Raw genomic sequence first — 19,479 nt, forward strand, 5'->3', positions numbered from 1 at the left:
GCTTCTTGCAACTTTTCAGAGACTGAACGTCAGTTCACGGGCTCGAAAATCACTCAAACGCTACTCACGAGGACGAATTGCGCCGGTCAAGCCGCTGTAATCAACACGGTCATCCGAGTGCCATAGAGGCTGCCCGAGTTCGACGCGACGACGGAGCACTTCGATTTTTTCTTGCGAGCCTGCAGGTGCATCGGTCGGCAAGAAATGATTGTCTACGATTGGATCGAAGTCTTCGTCATGACCGTACTTGAGAATTGCTTCAAAGACGTTCTTACACAAATTACTCATTAATTAATGGCCCTCCCAAAGTGTCCAAGGATAGCGAGCGATTGCCACATTCACTCGCACTCGTTCTCAGGGATAGAATGGACTCCCATTCCAAGAAACTTTTGCGGGTGGCATCAACACAACAAACCGCGTCTGGCGGCCACTACACCCGCAAAATTTCTTCTTATTTTCTCCCAACGACCATCGATTATTGACATGAGGGGAACAAAGTCAAGAAAATTTTAACCTTCCCTTTGCGATATGCCCCTTGCCAACACGCAGCGTTTCGAGCAGGCAAGGTTTGCCGCCTAATGAGTTTGCTCTCTGCGAAACCATCCAGGCTAGTTGCGCCAACTCCCTAGCTCACTCTTGACTCCACTACTAGCCTTCAAAGGTATCTTGCGCCCCACAAATCCAGTTCTCCTCGATGCGGCCCCTCAGGGTCTCTCTTCCACAGACCTCTACTCTTTGTGGTTCGATGCTAGGCAAGTGCGACATTCCGCCCCTCAAAACTTTTTTTGACTTGCATGAAGTATGATGTGCTTCCGCGACGGTGCTGACCTGAAAAGCGGTCATTGAAGAGCAGTCGTTGAAAAAAGGTGCTGTCCCAAGGTGAGAGAAATGGAGTTCCCTGAGCTATCAAGCCGCTGCCCGTCGATCCGCATCAGCCCGGAGGTCGACGTACCCGTAACTCCCCGCGTGAAGCGACTGATCGATACGGCGGCGTTTCGCCGACTCTCCCGCGTTAGCCAACTGGGTCTGGTGTCGATTGTCTACCCCGGAGCGACCCACACCCGGTTCGAGCACTCCTTGGGGGTGTACCGAAACGCCGTCCACTTCGTCCAGCATCTGCGATCCGATCCCGTTTTCCAACAAGTGATTGCCCCCAGGGATGCCGAGACATTCATCGTGGCCGCCCTCTTTCACGATTTGGGTCACTGGCCTTTCTGCCACGCGATTGAAGATCTCCAAATCCCCGGAATTCCTCATCACGAAAACATCGCCCTACCCCTTCTCTCCGAACCCCCCATGGCGGAGTTGCTGGAACAAGACTGGAACCTCACTCCGGTTGCCATCGCCAAGCTCCTGTTCTTGGGTAACGAACACGATTCAAGCCAACCTGCAGAAACCATTCTTCGATCGTTGCTGAGCGGCCCTATCGACATCGACAAACTGGATTACTTGGAACGAGATTCCACGCATGCAGGCGTCCCCTACGGTCGAAACTTCGATCGCAACCGCTTGATCCGGGCCCTTTGCATCCATCCGGAAACTCTCAAACTGTCGATTGGTGACAAAGGGAAAACGGCTGCAGAAATGTTGGTCTTCGCTCGATACATCATGTTCAGCGAAGTCTATTGGCACCACGCTGTCCGCTCCGCGACCGCGATGCTCCAGCGCACTGTGTATGAACTTTTTCAGCATCAGCGGTGCGATGTGTCCGATGTCCTTCGCTGGGCTCACGCCACGGACCATCAAGTCATCGAGGAATTGCTATCCCGATCTCGCGATGCCATCTGGGAATCCTGCGCGGCTGGCATCTTCGGCCCCATCCGCAATCTTTACAAACGGATCGCCCAATTCGACTTTCTGGATGAGCCTCTTCTCCATCGGAGCCTTTCGAGACGACCTTATGCGGAGATCACCTCCCTCTCGCGTCGATTGTCCCAGAGGTTCGCCAGCCTCCTACCGATCCCAGTATCGGAGGTCGATGTCCTAATCGACGCCCCGTCGCAAAAGCTAGATGTTCAGTTCCAGATGGAAGTTCGTTTACCCCACGGTGCCTATCGTCAGCTGGGGGACGTGTCCCCTATGGTGCAGGCACTTGCTACGAAGCAGTTTGATGACATCGTCAAACGTGTTCGCATCTTCGCGAATCCAACAGTCGCTGGAGCAGTGCGTGAGTCGGGCCTGGACGTGCGCGAGCTCGTCGCCGACATTCTTTAAATAGCGAAGTCGATTCTTCAAGGAATCTTCATTGAACACAACTTGCTGCTAGATTCCAAACTCTCCACCTTCCTCCAGGCAGCGTAATGGGATCAGCTTTCCCCTTCTGCGCATTGACGTTGACCGTCGACTGCGAGCCGATGGACGTCGATCTCTTGCCCCATGTTAAGAGTCTGCGAAGTTCGATCCAAAGACTGCTTTAGCCGATTGAGCAGGGACGATTCTTCCGTACGATGTTGGAAGCACATGTGTTGAACAAGTCGATGCACTTAGTTTGCGAAGGTGGGACTCTTGATGGGTCCGTTGTCTCGCGATGAGTGCACGATATCCCCGGAATGCCGCAGGCCTCGGCTCTCCGGTTCCTTCCCTTTGGCTTCTGCTACCCATAGCGCGATCACCCCATTCGCGACACGTCGCAGTATCCAGATTCGTTTCTCTGTTCGTTTACTGGGAGTCTTACATTGTCCATTTTGAAAACAAGCCGCCGGAAAGGCTTCACCCTCGTTGAACTACTGGTGGTCATTGCCATCATCGGAATCCTCGTGGGCCTACTGCTGCCTGCCGTTCAAGCGGCGAGGGAAGCAGCCCGTCGTATGCAATGCTCCAATAACATCAAACAGATGGCATTGTCATTCCACAACTTCCAAGACTCAAAACGCTACCTACCGGGCGGGGCTCGGGATGGTAATGGCAAGTTTGGTGATGCTCTGAGTTCATGCTGCAATTCCCGCAGCTTCACTGGCTACAGCTGGCTCTACCACATCCTTCCTTACATCGAACAACAAAACCTGTACGACCTCGCCGCAAACAGCGATCCGACCACCGCTTCTGCAGACAATCCGGGCAACAATCTGGTTGCAGCTCGATTGCCTGCCACCTACGCCTGCCCGTCCCGTCGCTCCCCCACTCTTTACGGCGGATCCTATCGATCCGACTACGCTGGAAATGCCGGGGAACGCAACCCAGCCATCGGTCTCCGCAGCGGAGCACCTAGCAATGGGAAACGAGGTGTTGTTCGGCAAATCGACTCCCAAGGTTGGAAATTGACTATCGAGCAAATCAAGGACGGATCCTCAAACACCTTGATGATCGGCGAAAAGGCATTGCACCCGACTGCTTACGGGAGCGAAGGGGGTGATAACGAACGATGGAGCAATCCGGGCTGGGACGAAGACATCGTTCGATACGGGGCGATCATCGTCCCTGCAGAGTCCAATTTGCAGGAAGGATTGCCACCCATCGCGGATTCGCGCGCGCCGCGGCTCGACGGGTCTACTTGGATCGTAGCGCAAACCAAACATGGCAATCGATTCAATCAGTGGCATCCTTTCTTCGGATCGTCCCACACTTCGGGTATGAATGGTGGATTTGCAGATGGCTCGGTTCAATTCCTCTCCTTCTCCATCGACGCAGAGGTCTTCCGCCGATTGAGCTTGGTCGACGATGGGGAAACCGTCACCATCGAGTAGTCCACTGCCCTGCATGCACCAAGTCGATGGATTCGGGTTCATTACGTGCACCAACTCTACAACGCACGGTCCGCGTGGTGAACCTTTTCGTCCCTTTCTCTTACCCATACCCAAGAATACGAAATTGATGAAAACGCATACACTTACGCTTTGGATGGCTTCTCCCCTCCTAATCACCTTCGTCCTATCCACCGGCTGTGGATCTGGTTCCGATGCGAAGGCAGATATGACCGCGGAGATAGAATCCGAAATCAAAGCGCACGATGCAGCGGTCGAAGAAGCGGAAAAGGCTCAGTCCGCACCGGCCAAAAAGAAATAGTCGGGCCCTTGGATTTCCCGAAAGGCACTGTATCGACCTCGCTACGGCAAATTCCAACGTTTCCGTAGCGACCACTGGGCGATCATCAGCAATCCGAACACCAAGCAAGCCGTCCAGGAATCGATCAAACCTTCACCCAGTTTGCGATTCTCCACGACCGTTTCTGTGGACTGTTTTCGTCTCGACTGCAACTGCGCCATTACGTCGGACATCTGATCAGGCGAGAGTAATTCACCTCCCGCGTCCGCGTTGAGCCTCGCCATTTGCTCCATCAATTGCCAATCAGGAATGGGCTGCAAGCTTTCCAACGACCGATCCACCACAATAAAAGGCAATCGGCTCTCCAATTCCTTCCCATTGAGTGCTATCGCTCTAGCACGCCACTCATACCGCCCCGGCTCTTTAGCGCCGGCAAAATTCGACCGTAAGGAACCTGTATCCCGTTTAATCAAAGGGGACTCTCCGAGATCGACAACACCGGATTCGGTCTCTTTCCACAGGTGCAATGCAATGTTCTGCGGCATCTCCAATTCCTGGCTTCCCGCAATCCAATCGATGATCAACTCGGAAGGTTGTGACAGAAAAAGCCTCCGCTGTGTCATGCGCATTTCCATTCCTTCATCCACCGCCTTCCGTCGCATGCACCAATAGATCAACTTTCGCCAAAACGCCTTGTGTTCCGCCAGTTTTCCCTGCCGCGCCCAAACAAAGGTCGAATCAACGGCCAGCGAGAGCACTTTGCCATTGCCTGCCACACCGGCCACAATCAGGGGATCACCATTCTGACTCTCTGCTAGTAACACGGTCCCCGGGTTATTCTTGATGCCCGCCCATCGGTTTGCCCCTAGTAGAGGCTTTAGACTTTTCCAAGTCTCCTCATTGCGCTCGGGTGCATCGATTTGCAAAATTTCGGAACCGCCACGTGGAATCACTTTCACAGGGCCGTTGATTTGCTCTTGAAGTTGGATTCTGCCATCGATGGAATTCCTAGTCGCTCCGCCGATCTGGACGGGCAACACTTCGCGCAGCGCGGATTCCCCCCAACCGCCCGCCCCGTAGGTGTGGTACCCTCCGAGCGTGATCAAGCCGGCTCCATTGCGAACCATGTCGGCCAAACGAGAAGCTCCCTCCGCTTCGATCGCCCGATAGTCGACGTCTCCCAAAACGATGCAATCGAATACGTCGCCTGAAAGCTGCTCTCGCAAATTGACGGGCCACTTTTGAACAGGTGGCTTATTGATTGGTAAAGAGAGGATATCGATATCAGGACTTTCACCCAGCGCACGCCGGATGAATTTCATCTCAAAGCGAGCTTCCCCCTCGATATACAGTACGCGAGCTCCTCCGGCGCGTACATTGAGATAGACAGTGGACTCGTTATTCTGCGCTACGATTTCCCGCTCGACCGGTATCGCTTCGACCACCATCTCGTATGCGCCAGGTTCCGGCGCGACGACTTGCAATTGAAATGGAATCGCTTCATCCGCTCGAACCGGTCGCACCTTGGTCCGAGCCAACTCTTGAGGTTCCGTACCCTCGCGGCGCATCAAGAGGCGAATCGTTACGTCTTGGTTGGCCACTCCACGACAACGAACGCTCCCCAGCACATTGACAGGGTTCTTCGTGAATACATCCAGCTGCTCAGGGACACCCTCCACACTTAAATCTCTGGAGTTCTCGCTATCGGCGCGGGGGCCGATCCCTACCACGTAGAGCGGTATATCTAGTTGCGACAATCGCCGAGCCATTTGAAGGGGATCTCCCCCTGCAGGACTTTGCGTTTGAGAACCATCACCAAACCAAATCACCGCGGACAAAGGAGAATCGAGCGATGCCCCCATCAACTCACTCAAGGGGCCTGCGATGTCCGTGACCGATCCACTTGGTTCCGCCGGAAGCGACAACGCCGATTGTTCAATCCCTTTGGCTGTCGCCACTTGTCGCAACCTCTCGCTGTAAGCGAACGCAGCCCAACTGTTCTCTTTCCCAAGCTTCTCGCGATCTCCCCATATTTGATTCAACAATCCCGTCTGCTGCCCCCAACGCGATAGTTTCCCATCTCCGGAAGGCAATCCCATGCTTGCGGACTCGTCGAACAGAATTGCAACTGTACCCGGAGGACTGGATTGCTTCGTAAAAGTCACACCAGGACGCAATAGAAGCAACAGAAGCACCACACAAATCGACAAGCGAATCAACCACAAGGCTAACCACTGCCAGCGATTGACCTTTCCCGATTCCTGAACCAGGATCAACACCGCCAGCAATCCGAGCCCGATCAGGCCGATGATCCAGTATCCACCAAAGACAGGGTTCAACGACCAATCCATCAGGCCGCCTCCTTGGCCTTGGGAGATCGATCTCGCAGGGTGACTCCACCCATCTTGGAGGCCGCATAAAACCGACTAGCCATCGTTTGCTCCGCCATGAACAACATCACCAGCATGGCGAAGACAAAGGGGCTGAGTTCTCGTCCAAACCGCCCTTCACCGATCGACGATTCCAGCTCGCTCAATTCGCGAGCAAGACGATAATTCCCAGGCCCCATCGCGGTAGCGAGAACTTCATCCTTCACACGAGTCAATGAAACCTCCTCCGGCTTCACATTGATGCTAAACCCACGAATCACGGGGCCTTGAGGGCGCAAACCTTTCATCCTGTAGGTTCCTGGAAATCGAGTGTAGTTGCATACCAACGTCTCGTTGGAAGACTCCACACTGGATTGCTCGCCCGATGGATCGAAGAGCTGATACTTGAGGGGCATATTGTTCGTATTGTTATGCAACACAGCCGCTTGGTCGACAAAATAGTTCAGCTGCTGGTCGCTCCACGACGCCAAGTAACGTACGGCGCCGACAAACAACGCATAGCCTGGCCACTCCGCTCGCGTGGTTCGGAATAATTCACTCCACTCGGTGCCGGGTGCATGGGCAAAAGGCTCGGGGTAGGGAACGGCCCAAGTTACAATGCGGCCTTGCCCCCGCACTTCCTCGATCAATGCTGGCAATTCGCTTTGCGTGAATCGCATCAACGGATACGCGCTGGGACGCAATTCCTCTAAATCCCAATGACGAAATATGGGATACGCGGACCAAGGAATCTCTTCGACGGGTCGCTCAAAAATGGACCACATCGAATGATTGAGGACCGACGGACTTAAAACAATCCCTCGATCGCTGCTATCGCGGCGTGTAATCCGCTTCACCACACCTGGCAACAACACGCGGATGGGTGAGTCCATCCACTCCTCGGGGGTTGCGTGGGCCGAACCCATCACGATCATCAGGCCTCCCCCCTCTTCTACCCACCGCTGCAGCTTGTCACAAGTGTCCGCATCCACCCCGCTGGGATCGAACAGAACAATGTTGGAATAGTCCGACAACGGTGCAATCCCCAACTTCGCATACGTGTCGATCTTCGGTCCGTTGGATGACCTCGCTACTCCGTCGTCCCGATCCCCGTCAGCCTGGTCCAATTGCTCGGCCGGCTCGATCGCCAACGCGATCAACTGAGCATCGCGCATATCCTGGGCCACTACGAGCGACTGTCCCTGCGGCTTCGCCTCCACACTTAGAAACGCTGTGTTATCAACCATCAGCGGATCGGGGCGCGAGAGTCGGATCTGCGCGTGATTGGTCCCCTCACTCAAGTCCTTCCATGTCAAGCGTGCTGAGAAGGCTCCTCCGTCGGGAATGTCGATGAGCTGGCGATCGATAGGAATCAACTCGGGCTGGACAACCGTATCGCCACGCACAACAAGGTTTCGTTCTACAGGCTCCGCGACCAACTCAACGGTCATTTGCTCGGCACCGCTTCCAGGCCTTCCTTCGACCTCGATGTTGATGGAAACCGAACCTCCTGGAACGGTTGACTGCTGATCAACCGAGACCTTCTTTAATCCCCAATTCTTCTTTTCTGTCTCCGGCACCGACACATCGATCAGCTGCACCAGAATCTTCCCCTCTTGTCCCTGACCTCCCACAGCAGACTCCTCAACGACGGTCTGTCCGGCGGGACTCCCCAATCGCGTTGCTATCCCAGAAGACTCGGCATCACGCCACGCGACGGTCGACATATCGGACAGCACGTAAATCTCTCTCCGTTCCAATTCCGATCGCTCCAGAGCATCGATCGAATTAGCAATACGCTGTGCCAGGGTAGCTCCCCGTCCTTCTACAACCGTCTTTTCGAGCTGCCTATTGGCGGAAGTGCGATCCGCCAGCAGTCGAACGGTGCTATCGGAATTCACGATCGCGATTTGACTCCCCACCGGCAATCGGTCCATAAGCCATCCGGCCATCTCCTTGGCCTCATCCATCCGCGTCTTATTCCGATACTGATAGCCCATCGATGGAGATGTATCGAGGATGATGGCCGTCGCGATCGGTCCCGTCGAAACCGGCATCCATTGCTTGGCCCCCCCGAGCCCTGTTGCAACCCCCCATACCCCGGTAAATGCCCACAACAAAATCGCGATCAGAGCTGTGCCCAATCGCAGGCCACGACTCTTTCGATTCGCAACTGCCGTCGCTGCCACTCCTGTTGCAAGCAATGCAAAGAGCGCGAACATGCCGAGAAGCAAATAGTTTGCGAAATCCCCGCTCGGGACACGCGGTGAGGAGAGGGCAAGCGCCGCTAAGACGAGTAGCAGAACACGCAAGGAAAGGAGCAACCAGCGTTTGATGCTCCAGCCCTTCTGAGCGGCAACCGCCGTCTGTCGAACAAATCGTATCGCCGGAAAGGTCATCGCTTTGGGCTGCTTCCGACCCAACATGTGAAGCGCTATCGGGACGACCGCGAGCAACGCTCCCGCCAATAGCGAAACATGAAGAAACGACATCGACGATCCAATCCTTTAACCGCTTCCAATCGACACACAAATCAAGCGAGCTGGCTCTAACAGCATACCATAGCGGATGCCTTCCTCCGAACAGCCGCTGCGTTGACCCCTGAATAATCTGCGCATTCGATCGCCCCGGTAGGGAACACGCTCGTGGTTCGGATTATTCAAGCGGGTGAACCACCAACCCCGAAACCAATTTGGGATAGAAGTAAGTGCTCTTGGCGGGCATGCGTTCTTCATTGAGCGAGATCGTTTGGATATCGTCGATCGTTGCAGGCATTACCAGTGCCGCGATCGGATACTCCAACCCCTGCTCCAATCTTCCCTGCAATCCATCCATCACTTCTTTCACCGAATGAACATACGTTGGTGTCGGCATCTCTTTCAGTCCGAGCAACTCTTCCAAGACCAAGCGATGCAACAAAGCCACACCGAGCGACTGCCAGTCCCGGGACTCTGCCCGAGAAATCTCCGCCATCCGATCGGCCGCCTCCTGCCTCGCCGAAATGCGAATCCATTGATCAGACGATTTGGAATACAAAGCCATGATCCACGGCTCGTCCAAGCGATCCAGTTCCGCCCAAACGGCCCCAGCGCTTTCGGGCCCCTCCGCCACCAATTCGCAATCGAAATACGGTACCAATCGGCTGCAAATTTCCTCGGTCGCCCAAGCGGGCACGCCGTGCAGCAATCGATGGGTTGGCAATACCACCAACCCCGGATCCTCCATACTCACCATCATCGTCAATACGAAGTGAGCCGGGTGCGAAGATGGGAGCGGTTCGGATTGCGACAACTCGTCTCGATAATTGCATGCGGTCTCATAGCGATGGTGACCATCGGCAATGAACATCTCTCGGTCCGCCATCAATGCAGAGACCTGCTGAATCGTCTGCACATCGGTGATGGGCCATAAACGATGGATGACTCCGAGATGGTCGGTCGCCACAAGCCCGTGTACCCCGGCGATCTTTTGCGCCAATATCTCTTGAATCTCATTGTTTGGATCTGGGTACAACCCGAAGATTTGGGACAAGTTGGCATGGGTGGCTCGCATCAACTGGAGCCGATCTTCCTTTGCTTTGGAATGCGTCTGCTCGTGAGGGTAAACCTTTCCCTCCCCAAACCGTTCCAATCGCATCCTCGCCATAAATCCGCGCCGCGTATACGACTGTCCTGCAACCGTGAACTCCTGATGGTAGACATACAGCGCCGAATCGGGCTCTGCTTGAAGTACCCCTTCGGATCTCCAAGCCCGATAAATGCGGCCAGCCCGCTCGTACACTGCTTTATCGTTCTGATCGCTCGGCTCCCGACGATTCAACTCCAAGCGAATAAAGTTGTACGGGGACAGACGGTAAAGTCGGTCCTGCAGCTCCGCATCGACCACGTCATAGGGAGGCGCGATGCAATCGGACAGCGAGCCCACTCGAGCCAAATTGTATCGGAGTCCGCGGAAAGCCTGGATTTCTGGCATCGGTGGTGGGGGACAGGGTCGCGAAGAACCCGTTGGATCGCTGCAAACGATTACCAATCTGGGCAGAAAAAAAGCTCGGCATCAGCCGAGCTTCCAAAGAAAACTACCCCGCTAGGACTCGAACCTAGAATAAAGGAACCAAAATCCCTTGTGTTGCCAATTACACCACGGGGCAATCATGTCGGGTTTCCCCTCAACGATGGACGAAGTGTATACACTCCTGGTTCGGTTGACAACCTTACTTTTTTCAAGATCTATTCGACTTTGGATGTGACGATCCGCAGCAGCTCTTTCTCACGCTTTTCCAGCAGTTTTGCTTGATTGGGAAGCACCTTTCTGTGCAGCCATCCACCCGTAATCAGCAGCAAGACCGAAAGGAGAATCCCCACCGGCCAACCTCGCCACGCCGGAACCCATTCCCCCACGAGATACTGAACGCCGAGAGGAATCAGCGACACTCCGAGAATGATGGGAAGGATCATCGACAAAACGAGATTGAGTACCACCGCCCCAAAATCAAAATGCTTGGGCTGGACACTCCCGCTCGCCATCGGAAAAGGAGTCAGAATCGCCATCCAATTCATGACTAACAGGTAGGGCGCGAGCATGGATAAGCTTATCAGCATCGTGTGGATCGCCATCCCCCATCCGACTTGATAGAGCACACAAAAAACGAGCGTGGAACCGAGGGACAAGGCCGCGACCAACGGTGCATACGCCAGGTTCCGCCCCATGAGAAGATTCCGTCTATCCATGGGCGACAACACAAAGGCTCGAAAACCGGCGCGGTCATACCCGAACATATTTCCGGAAACAGCGGACGCGACCAACATGACAAAGGCTGAAAAACCACACAACACCAGCCCCTTCCAGTAGTCGTTCACTCCGCTCAGTCCTTTGCGGAACACCATTCCCAATATGGCTGGTGCCAGCAACGGTAGAAACAAATAAAGTTTGACCTCCGGCGCACGCCACATCGAGGTCCACGTCATCGTTGCAACAGCAGATACCTCCTCGGAGCTCCATGGTAGCCGTCGTTCGATCCAAGGAATGCGGCGTGCGACGGTTGTCCCCTCCCTCCCAACGTCCCTTGAACGAACGGTATCCCCGCCACGTCCGATCCTCCTCCCCTGCTCCCATTCCCCTCGCCAATACTGAAGTGTTGAGCGATAGCTGGCACGCAACGCTAAACATCCCGCTGCTACCAACAAGAAAGAAGTGACCAACGGCAGCCACCATCGATGGCCAGGTTCGGTCCAAGCCTGTACGGCTCCGGCCGGCCACAGAGGTGGAACAGTGTCGTTCGCAATCGTCATCGCGCGCTTCCACCGCATCAACGCCTCACGTCGACGCGTTTCCCGTTCCAGCCTCCGGGCCTCTCTCGCATCGGTGGGATTGGCCTCTTCGCTCTTTACCCCCTCGGCCGGCGCTTCATCCTTTTCCGTTGTTTTGGCCTCAACCCTCGCTCGATTGCGATCATCTAACCAATTCAAAACTTGAACCGGTATCTGAACCATCACGATGATCACGATGGGTATCAATACCAATACGGTCTGTCGCTTACGCGGATTCGCCATCACGGCAGCCAACCAACCTTGCAACCAATAGGTCACGGCCGTCATCGCAAAAAGGAAACAAGAGACCGGAATCAAAAACAAGATGCCGACCCATCCTAAAACAAAAACCGTCCCAAGGATGAATCCCAAATACCCACCCACGGTCATCAGGAAAACGGTCGAACCGAGGGAGCTCAAATAGTTCACGACAAAGGCTTGGGTGGGCGCAATGGGGAGGTGCAGGATTTTGTCAAAAGTGATCGGATCACCTCGCTGCGCCTCATTGAGTACATGAATCGCCCATGCAACCATCGCAATCACTAGCAAACCATCCCAAATCAAATAGTGATTCTCCACCCCCACCAATCGAGTAAGAAAAAAACCAGCGAGCAGACCTCCGATCCACACGGAAACAGTTGCAAAGGCAACGAAAACCATTCCCAGAACGCCCAAAGCTTGCGCGAGCTTCGAACTATGGGTCACTTGATTGAATCGAAGACGAAAGCGGAGCCATATGAACAAGAATGTCGGAGAAACAAACCGCTGCAGCCAATTCGGTATCATGACTCAAGCCACTCCAAACGCCCGCTGTTTTGCTGCGCGCCCGCCATCGAAAGAAATTTTTCTTCCAACGTACCGCTGGCGAGAATCTCACCCATCGAAGACTGATGGACCAACTCCCCTTCCGTTATGATCCCAACATGCGTGCACAGCTTCTGGACAATTTCCAAAACGTGGGACGTGATAAAGACGGTGCAGCCTCGCGCTACGAACTGCGAAAGCAATTCTCGGATGGTCACCGAAGCGACCGCATCAACCCCTTCGAACGGCTCGTCTAAGAATAGAAGCTGGGGTTTGGGCAGAAGCGCTGCAGCCAGCGAAAGTTTCTTACGCATGCCATGGGAATATTCCATGGCCAATTTCTTTTTCTCATTCTGCAAGGAGAGCAGCTCCAGAAGCTCGTCGCTCCGCTGGCGAATCGTCGGGATATCCAATCGATGCACGCGCCCAATAAACATCAAATACTCGTGAGCCGTGAGATTATCAAAAAAGGCCAGATTCTCCGGGATTACTCCCATGAATCGCTTGGCTTCGAGGCTCTCCCTGGAATCGAGCATATCGTACCCCAGAACACGAACCGTTCCCGAACTGGGTGCCAACAGTCCCGTGAGCATCTTGATCGTCGTCGACTTCCCTGCTCCGTTGTGACCTAGAAAGCCGTACAACGTTCCACGATCGACCTGAAGATGTACCCGGTTAACGGCCGTCTTGTCCCCAAAGTGACGAGTCAAGTCGTGCGTTTCGATTGCGAACGGACCGGAATGGGTTGATTCGTTGTTTTCCATGGCGACTATTCGTGTCTCTTGTTGATTCCTTGCCAAACCGATACGACCATCCATGAAATCGGAGGTGACTCGATGGCATTGTATCGGGCAGGGTGCATGCTCGACATGTCGTGATGCTGTTTCGACAGAGCAGATTGTCGGCTAAAATCTGCGAAATGGACGCACACGTCTGTCCTCCCCCCTCTCTCCCCTCCAACAACGAGATCACCATGCCGATTCGATTTGCCGCCACACTCCTCGCACTCTCATGCTCGACCTTTGCCGCCGCCCAAACGCCTTGGCCGAATTGGCGAGGTCCCTCCGGCAATGGAGTTGCTTCCGCGGGCGAGTATCCCGTGGCTTGGGACGATTCGAAGCACATCGCGTGGAAGTTGGATCTGCCCGGTCGGGGCGCCTCCACCCCGATCTTGATCGATGACCAACTGGTTTTCACCCTCGGGGTCGAAGATCAAAATACCGTCTGGTCTGTGGGGCTAGATGGAAAACAAAAATGGTCGCGAACGCTCGGGAAAACCAAAGCAGGAAAGCATGCCAAGGCGAGCGGCGCGAACTCGTCGGTGGTGACGGACGGAAACTTGATGCTCGCCTACTTCAAAAGCGGGGACGCAGGGTGCTTCGACAAATCCGGGAAACTCCTGTGGTCTCTGAACATTCAAGAAAAGTACGGCGAAGATACCTTGTGGTGGGACCTCGGCTCTTCTCCGATCGTGACCGACAACGCCTTCCTCATCACCATCATGCATTCTGGCCCGAGTTACCTGATCGCACTGGACAAGAAAACCGGAGCGGAGCTATGGAAAGCGGACCGCTGGCTCAACGTCAATCAAGAAGCCAACCAGTCCTACACCACTCCGACCGTGGCAGGTAACCAGATTCTGACCCTCGGGGCCGACCATATCACTTCCCACCGCGTCTCGGACGGAAAGCTGCTTTGGAAGCTGGGCGGTTTCAATCCTAAGAACGATGGCTACTTTCGAAGCATTGCTTCCCCAGTCGTCGCGGGCGATTTGGTGATCTGCCCGTATGCACGCGGCAATACCCTTACCGCCGTGAAGTTGGATGAATCAATTACGGACAAGGATCGGATTGCATGGTCCCGCGATCTAGGGAGCGATGTGCCGACGCCAGCTTATCGCGATGGCAAACTCTATCTTCTGGGAGACAAAGGGCTGGTAACTTGCATCGCCGCCGAGTCCGGAAAGACGCTCTGGGACGAACAATTGCCTAAGAGCAACAAAGCCTTCAGCTCCTCCCCTGTGCTGGCTGGTGACCGACTTTATTGCTTGCGAGAAGATGCAACATGCTTCGTTCTATCGATCGCAAATGACAAGCCGGAATTGGTAAGCCAAAACAAACTCGATGGCCAAGCCGTCGCGACTCCCGTCTTTGCCAACAACCGAATCTATCTCCGCACAGCGGAAGCTCTTTACTGCATCGAATAGACGGGCACTTCTAAAAACACAGGGCACTTCTAAAAACACAGGGCAGTGCTATTTGGGGCAGTGCGCGACACGCCCCTGCGAAAGTCGGAACTCGCATGTTCATGAGCCCGCTCAACGCGGCAGTTGTTGAGCCTGGGAGGTAGAGCGGTGACCTACGTTCGCTTCACCATCTCTTCACAGCCTGCTCATCGTTTGATAACACCACACCCCCGCATATTTAGTTCTGAAGTCGAAGCCATGAAGACTTAGTAAAGAGCGCTTCGTATCTCTGGCGGTTTCACCATTCAACTCTATAAACCGTCGCATCGTTCTAGTTGATTGTTTTTGATCCTTGTTTGGAGAACATCTCACTATGACAATGCGACTCGGTCTTGGTGCGCGCAGATTTAAGAAAGCAACGCGCGGCTTCACACTCGTCGAATTGTTGGTCGTTATCGCCATCATCGGCATCTTGGTCGGACTGCTACTGCCGGCCGTTCAAGCGGCGCGCGAAGCGGCTCGACGCATGCAATGCAGCAACAACCTCAAGCAAATCGGCTTGGCGTTCATGAATCACGAATCGGCTACCAAATCGATACCCAACGGTGGCTATGACGGAGACCCAAAAGTTCCCGGTATGGTTTACAACGAAGCGGTCGGTTCGTACGAAACGACGACCTGCTGTCGAGCAGCACACCCCAACGGTTGGAATCATTTCTTCAAGATTCTCCCCTATATGGAGCAGAATAACGTATACGCTCTCGCTCGCTTCGACATCAATCCAGTCGATGGTTGGCCTCGCTCCTCCTCCAATGCCAATATTGACGGAGAAGACGACGTCGCTCGCGCGATCATTCCAAGTTTCTATTGCCCATCGCGGCGCGGCCCTACGGTTTACGGCTCGAACTTTTCACGCAACGACTACGCCGGTTCCGCAGGTTTCAATCAAGGGGAAGTTCACGAGGGACTCGGAGACATTCCCGCTGCCCCGCTCGGTCTTAGCCCACGGCGCAACGAGCGAACGCCGGAAAACTTTGGTAATACCGGTGGCCGCAAAGGTTACATCACTTGGGGGGCACAAGGAGCCAAACGACGCCTCGGCGATGTGATCGATGGTACCTCCAACAGCATTATGGTATCCGAGAAGGCCCTGCCTATCGGTCGGCATGGTGCGGACGGTGGCGACAATGAACGTTGGCAAAATAGCGGCTGGGATGAAGACAACATCCGTTACCACTTCCCACCCCTCGCCGACAACGACAAACGAAATCTCCCTTTCCAAAACATGACCAACAATTCGGGAACGGTTTGGCGTCGTTACTTCGGTTCCGCTCACCCGGGTGGTCTCAATGCTGTCTACGGTGATGGGTCGGTACGATTCTCCCCCTTCTCCGTCGACGCTGTTGTCTGGATGCATCTGAACGTGATTGACGACGGCCAAGTCATCAGCAACCTGGAATAGTCGCAAAGAGGGAAATGCCATGCAGTACAGATTCTTTTGGGCGATCGTATTCTCGATCGCCGTCGTAGGGCAATTCGGTTGCGGTGGACCAGGCGACACCGTCATTAATACCCAGCAAATGACCCCTGAAGAAATTCAAAAGATGGTCGCCGACGACCAAGCTGTCGAGGACGAAGAAAGCAAAGGAGCGATGGCAAAACAACGCTCCAAGAAAACAAAATAATCCTCTGTTTCCAATCAACATCCTTTCGGACTTCGGTGCGAAGGGATGTTTTTCTATTTCTAAAGCCATCCAACGGTTTTCCAATGAACTTTTATCGACTTCGATCTCACCTGCTCCTTTCCTCTGTCATGATGGCACTGGGCTGCGCCCCATCCAATGACGGGAAGCAAGCATTGGAATCCACAGTGCCCGCGTCGGCACCCATCCAAACGTCCGGACCCAAGACGCGGAGCGTCGACAACCCCGATTACCTCAATTGGGCTAAATTCCCAGTCGGCACCCGCGTAGTTCGCAAGAACAGCATCGTAAACGACCAAGGAACCGTGACGGTCACGACGACGCTAAGGCTTTCCGAAATTGACAAGTCGATGGCAAAAGTGGAAAGCCAAATCACGGTTGAACGCCCCTCGGACTTGACCGTGAATCCACCCCAAATACTCGAGTACCTCGCCAAGCAGTCCGTTTTGGAATCGACAACAGACGAACAAGTCGTTGCACCTTTACGCGAAGCAAAATTGCTTCGAGATGAAAACGTCGTTGTCTTGGGCAAAGACGTCGCCGTCCAAGTCTATACATGGAAAACGGCGCTCGAGTCCGGTCCCGCCGATGTCTTAGGTTGGTACAGCGACGAGATCCCTGGCCGTCAAGTAATGCAAGAAATTGACTTCGGCAAGGCCGGGAAAGGAACCGAAGAAATTATCTTGTTAGAAACACCGGCCGAGCCTAAACCTTGACCGAGCAATGTTTCCACAGGACTTGCCCGATCGCGCAGCGAACTTACTTTTTGCGCCGTCCCTTCTTTTTGGCATAGGGATCGCCTCGGAATCGCCGTTCAAGGTCTCGATTGGAACGGGAACCTTCCTCTCGGCGTTTTCCTTTGTAAGGCGAAACTTCGCTGTGGTGGGTGACCTTCTCTAGCTTGAAATGAAGTTGGCGGCGCACCATGTCGATTTTGTCGATACGCACGATCAGTTCATCACCGAGCCGATAGCGGTTCCCGCTCCGGAAACCTTCGAGCGTGTGGGTTTCGCGATCGAAATGATAGCGATCCGCTGGCAAATCGCTCACTGCGACCAGCCCATCGATCGGGACTTCAATCGCCCGTACGGTCAAACCGTTGGATTTCACGCCAGCTACCACTCCACTCATCAGTTCTCCCTGCTTCTTCGACAAGAAGTGGAGCAACTTCACGCGGATCAACTCCCGTTCAGCAGACTCCGCATTCTGTTCCATCGCGCTGCAATGCTCCCCTAGACGCTCCAGCACATCTTCATTCTCTTTCGCCGGTTCGCCATCGATCAGTTTCTGAACAATGCGATGCACTACCAAGTCAGGGTAGCGTCGAATAGGGCTCGTGAAGTGGCAGTAGTGGGTCATGTCCAACGCGTAATGTCGTTCGAAAGCCGATTGATAAATCGCTTTGGACATGCTTTTCAAAATGGCATAGTTCACCGCGTACTCGGTCGTCTTTCCTTTGACGGCTTGAACAACCCGTTGGATTTCGAAACGGTTCTCCATGTTTTCTGCGGGAATTCCAAGGGCACGGACGAATTGATTGAGTTGCCGAAGCTTCAATCGGTTCGGTGGAGCGTGGGCTCTTCGCAAAAACGGAAGCTCGAGGGAGTCGAGCCACGAAGCGACCGCTTGGTTTGCCGCCAGCATGAACTCCTCAATGACTTGATGGCTCTCGGTGTGGTGGACCAGATGTGCACCTTTCACTTTCCCGAGTTTGTCCAAGTCGATTTTGACCTCTGGGAGAGTCAGTTCGAGCGAGCCCTTTTCGTTGCGCAGACGTCGCAGGAGCATTGCCAAGCTGTGCATATCGCCGACCAGTTGAAAAATCTCCGGCTTGAGTTTCTCTCGCCAGGATTCCGGTTCCGCCAGATACTGGTCGATTTGTTCGTAGTTGAATCGGTGTTGATTTCGAATAACGCTATTGAAGACCTTGGCGTGCAGCAGAGTCCCTTCTGGCGTGTATTCCATGAAGACGGTCTTGGCCAAACGATTGCGATCAGGCTGGAGGGACGCCAAATGATTGCTGATGGTTTCTGGGATCATCGGAATGACGCGATCGGGCAGATAGACGCTGGTCGCCCGACGTTGCGCTTCGACATCCAGCGGACTACCCGCTGGCACGAAATACGACACATCGGCAATGTGGACTTGGAGTTCCCAGTTGCCTTTTTCGTTTTTCGCAAGCGAGATTGCATCGTCGAAGTCCCTCGCGTCGATGGGATCGATCGTGAGGGTCGGAATCTGGGTCAGATCGGTTCTGCCCTCAGGGATCTCGTTTTCGTTGAATCGATCGGCCTGTTCTCGCGCGACGTCGATGGCTTCGGGCGGGAACTCTTCGATCAAGCCGAATTGGTGCATAACCGCTTGGGTATCGACCGCTGGATTGCGGTTGCTCCCCAAAACACGCAGGATGACTGCTTCCCCAGGTTGAAAGAGATCGGGAAACTGAACCAGTTCGACAATGATTTTATCGTCATTGTTGACGGGCAACCCGCGAATGTCACCGATATGGACGGCGTGAGAAAGGTTGGCTCCGTCGAGCCAAACCATCGCTTGCCCATCGACCATTTGAAAAGTCCCAGCGAATTCACGTTTCGCACGCGAGACGATTTCCAAAACCTTTCCTTCGGTCCGTTCCACCCCTTGGAGAGTGACCTGAATGCGAACCGTATCTCCCTCCATGGCACCTTTGGTATACCGTGGGGGGATGAAAACCTCATCGGTCAGCGACTGACCGGCGACGCGTGGGAGTTTCACAAACCCGTAGAGCTGCTTGGGGGCAGCCCGGTAGATTCCAACCGGCTCGCTGCGACCATCCTCTTTGCTATGTTTGCGACGCCTGGGGCTGATCGATTCCGCCAATGCAATTTCGGTCTCGACATCCGGGGTGGGAGCGGAACGGTTGGCAGGGCGGAGGACCAAGTGGTTGGCGCCAAAAAGAATGCGACCTTCCCTCACAAGCTTTTTGATCGCTCGCCGCAAATCGCGGTACGACTCTTCAGGAAGCTTTAGCTTCTTATGAATCGCTTTGGGTTTAGAGGGCCGGTATTCTTCAGAAAATACATACTGAAGGACTTGTTGTGCAATCGATTCTGAATTCATCACCCTAGAATAACCCGGAGGGTTGGAATCAT

Annotated in this window: 14 protein-coding genes and 1 tRNA gene; 7 read left to right on the forward strand and 8 right to left on the reverse strand. The window is 54.3% G+C overall.

Annotated features, from left to right (window positions below):
* Positions 1 to 60 precede the first annotated feature (60 nt).
* Complete coding sequence (locus VN12_RS08275) at positions 61 to 288, reverse strand: hypothetical protein (RefSeq protein ID WP_146676379.1); 228 nt, start codon at positions 286 to 288, stop codon at positions 61 to 63.
* A 600-nt stretch (positions 289 to 888) separates the two neighbouring features.
* Between VN12_RS08275 and VN12_RS08280 the strand changes: the two genes are divergently transcribed.
* From VN12_RS08280 to VN12_RS08290, 3 genes are all read left to right on the forward strand, one after another.
* Positions 889 to 2,214, forward strand: a complete 1,326-nt coding sequence (locus tag VN12_RS08280; protein WP_146676380.1) for an HD domain-containing protein — start codon at positions 889 to 891, stop codon at positions 2,212 to 2,214.
* Positions 2,215 to 2,675: 461 nt separating this feature from the next.
* The gene (locus VN12_RS08285) at positions 2,676 to 3,683 is read left to right on the forward strand and encodes a DUF1559 domain-containing protein (protein WP_240491361.1); all 1,008 of its coding nucleotides are present in this window, start codon (positions 2,676 to 2,678) and stop codon (positions 3,681 to 3,683) included.
* Between the two features lie 127 nt (positions 3,684 to 3,810).
* Positions 3,811 to 4,002: a hypothetical protein gene (locus VN12_RS08290; RefSeq protein WP_146676382.1), complete on the forward strand. Its 192-nt coding sequence runs from the start codon at positions 3,811 to 3,813 to the stop codon at positions 4,000 to 4,002.
* A 41-nt stretch (positions 4,003 to 4,043) separates the two neighbouring features.
* On the opposite strand, the gene VN12_RS08295 is transcribed toward VN12_RS08290, so the two are convergent.
* The 6 genes from VN12_RS08295 to VN12_RS08320 all read right to left on the reverse strand — a co-directional run bounded on the left by VN12_RS08295 (position 4,044) and on the right by VN12_RS08320 (position 13,224).
* Entirely contained in the window at positions 4,044 to 6,332 is a 2,289-nt protein-coding gene (locus tag VN12_RS08295; RefSeq protein WP_146676383.1) for a hypothetical protein, read from the reverse strand.
* Complete coding sequence (locus VN12_RS08300; RefSeq protein ID WP_146676384.1) at positions 6,332 to 8,842, reverse strand: BatA domain-containing protein; 2,511 nt, start codon at positions 8,840 to 8,842, stop codon at positions 6,332 to 6,334. Before VN12_RS08300 ends, VN12_RS08295 begins: the two co-directional genes overlap by 1 nt.
* 163 nt (positions 8,843 to 9,005) lie before the next feature.
* Positions 9,006 to 10,322 (reverse strand): DUF1015 domain-containing protein, encoded by a 1,317-nt coding sequence (locus VN12_RS08305; protein WP_146676385.1) that lies wholly within the window; start codon positions 10,320 to 10,322, stop codon positions 9,006 to 9,008.
* A gap of 103 nt (positions 10,323 to 10,425) precedes the next feature.
* Positions 10,426 to 10,497: transfer RNA gene (locus VN12_RS08310), tRNA-Gln, on the reverse strand.
* A 79-nt stretch (positions 10,498 to 10,576) separates the two neighbouring features.
* Positions 10,577 to 12,442, reverse strand: coding sequence for a hypothetical protein (locus VN12_RS08315; RefSeq protein WP_146676386.1), 1,866 nt, complete (start codon positions 12,440 to 12,442; stop codon positions 10,577 to 10,579).
* On the reverse strand, positions 12,439 to 13,224 hold the full coding sequence (locus VN12_RS08320) for an ABC transporter ATP-binding protein (protein WP_146676387.1): 786 nt from the start codon (positions 13,222 to 13,224) through the stop codon (positions 12,439 to 12,441). The genes VN12_RS08315 and VN12_RS08320 overlap by 4 nt, the downstream gene beginning before the upstream one ends.
* 209 nt (positions 13,225 to 13,433) lie before the next feature.
* Here VN12_RS08320 and VN12_RS08325 point away from each other — a divergent pair, with 209 nt between their 5' ends.
* From VN12_RS08325 to VN12_RS08340, 4 genes are all read left to right on the forward strand, one after another.
* Positions 13,434 to 14,666, forward strand: coding sequence for a PQQ-binding-like beta-propeller repeat protein (locus tag VN12_RS08325; protein WP_240491362.1), 1,233 nt, complete (start codon positions 13,434 to 13,436; stop codon positions 14,664 to 14,666).
* 352 nt (positions 14,667 to 15,018) lie between these two features.
* Positions 15,019 to 16,107, forward strand: coding sequence for a DUF1559 domain-containing protein (locus tag VN12_RS08330; RefSeq protein WP_168164291.1), 1,089 nt, complete (start codon positions 15,019 to 15,021; stop codon positions 16,105 to 16,107).
* A 19-nt stretch (positions 16,108 to 16,126) separates the two neighbouring features.
* Complete coding sequence (locus VN12_RS08335) at positions 16,127 to 16,330, forward strand: hypothetical protein (RefSeq protein ID WP_146676389.1); 204 nt, start codon at positions 16,127 to 16,129, stop codon at positions 16,328 to 16,330.
* Between the two features lie 83 nt (positions 16,331 to 16,413).
* Positions 16,414 to 17,064, forward strand: a complete 651-nt coding sequence (locus VN12_RS08340) for a hypothetical protein (RefSeq protein WP_146676390.1) — start codon at positions 16,414 to 16,416, stop codon at positions 17,062 to 17,064.
* 43 nt (positions 17,065 to 17,107) lie between these two features.
* Here the strand turns inward: VN12_RS08340 and VN12_RS08345 are convergent, their stop codons facing one another.
* Complete coding sequence (locus VN12_RS08345) at positions 17,108 to 19,447, reverse strand: ribonuclease R family protein (RefSeq protein ID WP_168164292.1); 2,340 nt, start codon at positions 19,445 to 19,447, stop codon at positions 17,108 to 17,110.
* Positions 19,448 to 19,479: the final 32 nt, after the last annotated feature.

Source organism: Pirellula sp. SH-Sr6A (assembly GCF_001610875.1).
Classification (GTDB): Bacteria; Planctomycetota; Planctomycetia; order Pirellulales; family Pirellulaceae; genus JBKCUI01.

Excerpts from the sequence above, each read along its gene's own strand:
- VN12_RS08275 (WP_146676379.1), bottom strand. The coding sequence starts at position 288 with ATGAGTAATTTGTGTAAGAACGTCTTTGAAGCAATTCTCAAGTACGGT.
- VN12_RS08280 (WP_146676380.1), top strand. The coding sequence starts at position 889 with ATGGAGTTCCCTGAGCTATCAAGCCGCTGCCCGTCGATCCGCATCAGC.
- VN12_RS08290 (WP_146676382.1), top strand. The coding sequence starts at position 3,811 with ATGAAAACGCATACACTTACGCTTTGGATGGCTTCTCCCCTCCTAATC.
- VN12_RS08295 (WP_146676383.1), bottom strand. The coding sequence starts at position 6,332 with ATGGATTGGTCGTTGAACCCTGTCTTTGGTGGATACTGGATCATCGGC.
- VN12_RS08300 (WP_146676384.1), bottom strand. The coding sequence starts at position 8,842 with ATGTCGTTTCTTCATGTTTCGCTATTGGCGGGAGCGTTGCTCGCGGTC.
- VN12_RS08305 (WP_146676385.1), bottom strand. The coding sequence starts at position 10,322 with ATGCCAGAAATCCAGGCTTTCCGCGGACTCCGATACAATTTGGCTCGA.
- VN12_RS08315 (WP_146676386.1), bottom strand. The coding sequence starts at position 12,442 with ATGATACCGAATTGGCTGCAGCGGTTTGTTTCTCCGACATTCTTGTTC.
- VN12_RS08320 (WP_146676387.1), bottom strand. The coding sequence starts at position 13,224 with ATGGAAAACAACGAATCAACCCATTCCGGTCCGTTCGCAATCGAAACG.
- VN12_RS08325 (WP_240491362.1), top strand. The coding sequence starts at position 13,434 with ATGCCGATTCGATTTGCCGCCACACTCCTCGCACTCTCATGCTCGACC.
- VN12_RS08330 (WP_168164291.1), top strand. The coding sequence starts at position 15,019 with ATGACAATGCGACTCGGTCTTGGTGCGCGCAGATTTAAGAAAGCAACG.
- VN12_RS08335 (WP_146676389.1), top strand. The coding sequence starts at position 16,127 with ATGCAGTACAGATTCTTTTGGGCGATCGTATTCTCGATCGCCGTCGTA.
- VN12_RS08340 (WP_146676390.1), top strand. The coding sequence starts at position 16,414 with ATGAACTTTTATCGACTTCGATCTCACCTGCTCCTTTCCTCTGTCATG.
- VN12_RS08345 (WP_168164292.1), bottom strand. The coding sequence starts at position 19,447 with ATGAATTCAGAATCGATTGCACAACAAGTCCTTCAGTATGTATTTTCT.